The following is a 6,119-nucleotide window of genomic DNA, read 5'->3' as shown; positions in this document are numbered from 1 at the left end:
ATGTCCGCGCGACCTCCCGGTGTAATCGCCTGGCTTTGGTGGAGCAGTGTTGGGCACTGGTACCAAACAACTGAAAATATTTGACTTTGTGCCAAATTGGCAGGATCGTTCCAGCAGGAGACAGCCTTGGACTCGCGATCAAACTTTGAAACGACGGCCGGGCCGGGGGAGCGCGGGCAAGAGCCCGCGCAGGTGTCCTCGGTACATCCGGATGAACAGACGGCCCTGGCCGCCTGGACGGATCAATTGTGCAAGCGTCTGAATGCCGACATTGTGGTTCTGGCGCTGGGCCCGCGCGACACCGGGCCATTCCAGCTGGCCGCCCACGCACCGGCAGAGGCGGAACCGGGCGAAGGTCTGTCTTCCGCCGTGGATCTGACCATCGCACAGCGCAAACCAATCGTGAAAAGCGGTTATCAGGAACATGGCAAGACCTGCTGCGCCGTTGGCGTTCCGGTGCTGCGCGATGGCGCGCTGTTCGGGGTGATTGCGGTCCAGCTTGCGGTCCGCGCCGATCTGGATCTGCGCCGGGTGGTGGACGAGGTGAAATGGGCGCTGCCGGCCATGGAACTCCGTCTCGTGGTCCGCGACCTGAACGAAGGTGCGCTCAGCCAGGCCAGGGCGCGTGCCGCTGTCGAACTGCTGGCCGGGGCCCTGGACGAACCGCGCTGGTCCGTAGCCGCCGCCACGGCTGTCACCGATTTCTGTGACCGTCTCGCTTGTGACCGTGTGGCGCTTGGTCGCCGGCACCGCCGACGCTCCAAAGTGGTTTCGCTGTCCCACAGCGGCAACTTTCAGCGCTCTTCGGAGCTTGTCCAGCGGATCGCCGACGCGATGGACGAGGCGATCGATCAGGGCGAGCCGATCCGGATGCCGCAGGATAGCGACAACACGCTGACCTTGACAGCCGCGCACCAGGAACTGATCCACTCGGGCGTGCCGCGCGCGGTATTGACGGTACTGCTGCGCCGTGATGGCCGGGTGACCGGGGCGATGGTGCTGGAACGCGGCGGCAACAACCCGTTCCGCGATGAAGAGGTCGAACTTGTCGAGGCGGTCGCGGGTATCCTTGGCCCCGTGTTGGAGGAAAAGCGACTGAACGACCGCGCTCTGCCGGTCAAGGTGGTGGCAGAGATCGGCCGCTTTGGTGCCGCCGTCCTTGGCCCCCGCAAGGCCGGGTTGAAGGCGGCGATCCTGCTGGCGGGTGTTGCGCTGTGGTTTGCCTGGACAACCGCTGTTCCATTCCACATTACCGCCGATGCACGGGTCGAGGGCGAGATTCGGCGCGTCGTGGCATCGCCGCTGGACGGGTATGTCGCCTCTGCCGCCGCGATCCCCGGCGACATCGTGGCAGAGAACGACATCCTCGCCACGCTTGACGACCGCGACCTGCGGCTGGAGATCGCGCGTTGGAATACCGTTCGTGCCCAGCGTCAGCGCGAATACGAGACCGCGCTTGCCGATCGCGACCGTGCCGCCATCGGTATCACCGCTACGCAAATCAGTCAGGCTGAGGCCGAGATCGCGCTGCTCGAGGAACGTCTGGCCCGGACGCAGCTGCGCGCGCCGTTCGACGGGGTGGTTCTTTCGGGCGATCTGGACCAATCCGTCGGCGCACCGGTTTCGCGCGGACAGGTGCTGTACGAGATCGCCCCGCTGGACGCTTACCGTATCGTGTTGTCGGTGGACGAGCGCGATCTTGCGCTGGTGGGAGAGGGGCTGGCCGGCGAGGTCATTCTGACTGCGCTGCCCGGTCGGACCTTCGGGGTCGAGACCGGGCGCGTCACATCTGTCGCGGGGGTCGAAGACGGGCGCAACGTGTTCCGCGTCGATGCGCAACTGCCCGAACAGACCAACCTGTTGCGCCCCGGCATGGAAGGCATCGCCAAGATCACGGTGGACGAACGCCCGCTTCTGATGATCTGGACGCATGGCCTGCGGAACTGGGCGCGGATGGCGATCTGGCGCTGGCTGCCGTGAGCGGAACGCTGCACAGCCAGACCTGGTATCGTGTCGCCGACCTGACGCCGCGCCTTCGAACGCATGCCGAGGTACATCGGGCCGTGTTCCGGGGCGAGGTCTGGTACGTCGTCGAAGATCACGCCAGCGGCGCCTATCTGCGCTTGTCCGAAGCCGCCTGGCGCCTTGTGGGCTTGATGAACGGTCGCCGGACGATGGAAGAGATCTGGCGCGCCGCCGCCGAGGCTCTGGGCGATGACCTGCCTGCCCAGGACGAGGTCATCCAGCTGCTGATCCGCCTGCACCGCTCCGACGTGCTGCACGCCGCGATCCCGCCCGACATGGAGCAGGTGGTTCAACGTGGCCGCACCGACAGTCGCAAGAAACGTCTCGCCAGCCTGCGCAACCCGCTCGCCATCCGGGTGCCGGTGCTGGACCCCGACAACTTCGTTCGCGCAACCGGCTGGCTGGTGCGGCCGTTCTTTTCCTGGTTCGGTGCGCTGGTCTGGCTGGCGGTGGTCTGTGGTGGCCTGTTTGCCGCGTTGCAGAACATCGATGCACTCCAGTCCAACATCGCCGACCGGGCGCTGACGGCAGGCAATCTGCTGCTGATCCTCACGGTCTATCCACTGGTCAAGGCGGTGCACGAACTGGGCCACGCTTATGCCGTCCGCCACTGGGGCGGCGAGGTTCACGAGATCGGGATCATGTTCCTGGTGTTCATGCCCGTGCCATACGTGGACGCTTCGGCCTCTTCAGCTTTCCGGTCGAAATGGCAGCGCGCGGGGGTCGCCTCGGCGGGGATCGTGGTGGAGTTGTTCCTTGCCGGTGGCGCGGCCCTGCTGTGGGTGCAGATGGAACCGGGCTTGTTCAGGGCTGCCGCAATGAACGTAATGCTGCTGGCAGGGCTCTCGACCGTGTTCTTCAACGGCAACCCTTTGCTACGGTTCGACGGCTATTACGTTCTCGCCGACCTGATCGAGATCCCCAACCTCGGCACCCGCTCGACCCAGCACCTGCAATACCTGGCACAGCGCTATCTCTTCGGGATGAAAAACGCCGTCTCGCCGGCGATGGCGCGCGGAGAGGCGACCTGGTTTACCGTCTACGGCCTGCTTTCGCTGATCTACCGCTACATGATCATGCTGACGATCATGTTGCTGGTGGCGGGCATGTTCTTCGAGATCGGCCTGCTGCTGGCCTTCTGGGCAGGTGTTCTACTGCTGATCGTTCCGGCGGTGCGCGGCATTCGCTTCGTCCTTGGCAGCCCGCGTCTGGAGGGGCACCGCTTTCGCGCGGTCACGGTCACGATGGCCCTGGTTCTGGCGGTGGTCTGGGCGCTTTTCGTGCAGCCCGTGCCCTCTGCCACCATTGTCAGTGGCGTGATCCGCGCGCCAGAAAATGCCCGGGCGCTGAGCGGCGCGGAGGGCTTTGTCGAGGAACTGCTGGCGCGTCCGGGCGATACGCTGGCGCCGGGGGATCCGATCTTGCGCGTCAGCAACCCGCTGCTGGACGCTCGCGTGCGGCAGATGGAGGCCCGGATCGAAGAGCTGCGCCTGCGCCGGTTCAATGCGCTGATCAACGACCGGGTACGTGCCGACATGATCGCACAGGAACTGGCGCTGGCCGAGGAAGAGCGTGCCTTGGCGGTCGAGCGTCGGGGCGAGCAGATCGTGACCGCACCGGTGGCCGGCCGATTGCTGCTGCCGGCCGGCGACGACCTTGTCGGTCGCTATGTCCGCAAGGGCGAGGAACTGGCCTGGGTCATCGGATCCGAGCCGGGTATCGTGCGCGTGGTCATTCCCGAGGCCAAGATCGATCTGGTTCGCCGCAATATCGAGGCGGTGCAGATGCGCCTGACCAGCGCGCCACTGGAGCCGGTGCCTGCGCTGCTGACCCGAGGAACTCCCGCCGCCGTCCCGGTTTTGCCAAGCGCCGCCTTGGCAACCGAGGCAGGTGGCCCGATCGCGATCGATCCGACCGCGGATAAACCTTTGACACCCGTCGGAACCGTCTTTGTCATGGATGTCGAGCCAACGGACGAGCGCCCGCTGACCGCTCTCGGTGAGCGTGTGTCGGTACGCTTTGACCACGGTTCGGCACCATTGGGGACACAGCTTTTGCGCGCGGTACGGCAGATTTTCTTGCGGGACCTCAATGTCTGATACCTTTCCCGGCCAGGCCCCAGGCGCTTTCTATCCGCGCGCACCCGCCGAACCGGCGAAGTCGAAGCTTGACCGCTGGATCGAGAAATACACCACGCTTCCGCGTCGTCGCAGACGGGCCCGGCCGTCAAGGTTCTTCGCGTGGCGCGTCCTGCGTCGCGGGAAGGCGTTTGCGCAAATGTCAGACGACCGGTTGCAAGGCGAGGTGCGCGCCGCCGCCTACGGCATGCGCGCGGCGCGCGCGCATCCGGGTGAGGCGCTGCTGGTCCGCAGTTTCGCGCTGATCCGCGAATGTGCGGGGCGCGAACTTGGTCAGCGTCACTATGCGACCCAGATACTTGGCGCTCGTGCGGTGCTGAACGGCGCGGTGGCAGAGATGCAGACCGGCGAGGGCAAGACCCTCGCCATCACGCTTGCCGCCGGAACTGCCGCGCTGGCGGGTCGGCGCGTGCATGTCATCACCGCGAACGATTATCTCGCTGGCCGCGATGCCGATACGATGCGGGGTCTTTATGCCCGCCTGGGCCTGACCTGCGCCGCAGTCGAGCCGGGCTGCACGCCAGAGGAACGCCGCGCGGCATTTGCCGCCGATATTGTCTATGCCTCGGGCAAGGAGGTTGCCTTTACCTTCCTGCGCGACCGTGTCGCCATGGGCGGGCGGGCAGGGGACATCGGCCTGCGCACCCGCGCGTTTTTCGACGGGACCGGCCTGCTGTTGCCCGGATTGCAATTCGCCATAGTGGACGAGATCGACAGCGTGATGATCGACGAGGCGCGCACGCCACTGATCCTCTCGGTGCCTCCGGCGGATGCGGAGGTCGAAGCCGAGGCCGCCCGCGCCGCCCACGCCATTGCCGCCGAGTTGAAGGAAGGGCGAGACTATCGCCTTGATCGGCTGCGCCATGCGGTCGAACTGAGCCGTAACGGATGTGACCGCCTTGCAGATCTGGCCGAGCGGATGCCCCCCGCATGGCGGCCCGCGCCGATCCGCGAAGATGCGGTGCGCACGGCGATCAGCGCCATTCGCCTGCATCAGCGCGACGAGCACTACATCCTGCGCGACGGCAAGGTCGAGATCGTCGACGAGTTCACGGGGCGCATCATGCCCGACCGCTCGTGGTCGGCGGGGCTGCACCAGGCGGTCGAGGCCAAGGAAGGCGTGGAAATCACCTCTCGCCGGGTCACGCTCGCGCAGATCACTTTTCAGCGTTTCTTTCGACGCTACATCCACCTTGGCGGCATGACCGGGACCGCGACAGAGGCGGCGGACGAATTCTGGTCGGTCTATGACTTGCCCGTGGTGCGTATCCCGACCCATAAACGCTCGCGCCGCCGGACGTGGAAAACCCAGGTCTCGACCCGCGCCGCAACCAAATGGGCGCGGGTTGCCAAGCGCGCCAAGGCATTATCGGCCAGTGGTCGACCGGTGCTGATAGGCACCCGTACCGTTGCGGCCTCCGAGGCCGCCAGCGCCGCGCTGCACGCGCTCGGAGTGCCACACCGGGTCCTCAGCGCCGCGCAGGACGCAGATGAGGCGGCCGTGGTCGCCGAGGCGGGCCGGGCCGGGGCGGTCACCGTCGCCACCAACATGGCCGGGCGCGGAACCGACATTATTCTCGACGCCGAGGCCCGCAAGGCAGGCGGCCTGCATGTCATCATGACCGAGAAGCATAGCTCTCGCCGGATCGACCGCCAGCTCGCGGGTCGTGCCGGACGGCAGGGCGATCCCGGCAGCACAGAGGCGATCCTGTCCGCCGAGGACTCGCTGCTGCCCGAGTTCGGGGGTCGCTACAGCAGCTTCGTGACGCGGTTCGGCGGGAGTGCTGTGCTGTCGGCGCTGACCGATGCACAGCGCCGGGCCGAACGCACCCACGTCGCTGCTCGTCGTCGCCTGTTGGAACTGGACGAACAGATGGCCGAGAACCTCGCCTTTACCGGAACGCCGGAGTAGGCATCGTCCCCGTTCGGCGGCAGCGTCGGGCTTACCGGGCCGCC

The 6,119-nt window shown here is 66.3% G+C and carries 3 protein-coding genes; all 3 read left to right on the top strand.

The window, feature by feature from the left end; translation table 11 throughout:
• Positions 1–126 precede the first annotated feature (126 nt).
• Genes SPO_RS13770 through SPO_RS13760 form a run of 3 tightly spaced genes read left to right on the top strand, consistent with a single transcriptional unit; the run spans position 127 to position 6,075 of the window.
• Entirely contained in the window at positions 127–1,980 is a 1,854-nt protein-coding gene (locus SPO_RS13770; protein WP_011048417.1) for an HlyD family efflux transporter periplasmic adaptor subunit, read from the top strand.
• Positions 1,977–4,124, top strand: a complete 2,148-nt coding sequence (locus SPO_RS13765; RefSeq protein WP_011048416.1) for a M50 family peptidase — start codon at positions 1,977–1,979, stop codon at positions 4,122–4,124. Before SPO_RS13770 ends, SPO_RS13765 begins: the two co-directional genes overlap by 4 nt.
• The gene (locus SPO_RS13760) at positions 4,117–6,075 is read left to right on the top strand and encodes a preprotein translocase subunit SecA (protein ID WP_011048415.1); all 1,959 of its coding nucleotides are present in this window, start codon (positions 4,117–4,119) and stop codon (positions 6,073–6,075) included. The genes SPO_RS13765 and SPO_RS13760 overlap by 8 nt, the downstream gene beginning before the upstream one ends.
• The last annotated feature ends 44 nt before the right edge of the window (positions 6,076–6,119 follow it).

It is taken from the genome of Ruegeria pomeroyi DSS-3 (assembly GCF_000011965.2).
In the GTDB taxonomy this organism is placed as follows: domain Bacteria; phylum Pseudomonadota; class Alphaproteobacteria; order Rhodobacterales; family Rhodobacteraceae; genus Ruegeria_B; species Ruegeria_B pomeroyi.
Note: the sequence above shows the minus strand (reverse complement) of the source record. Positions and strands in the feature narration are given on the sequence as shown.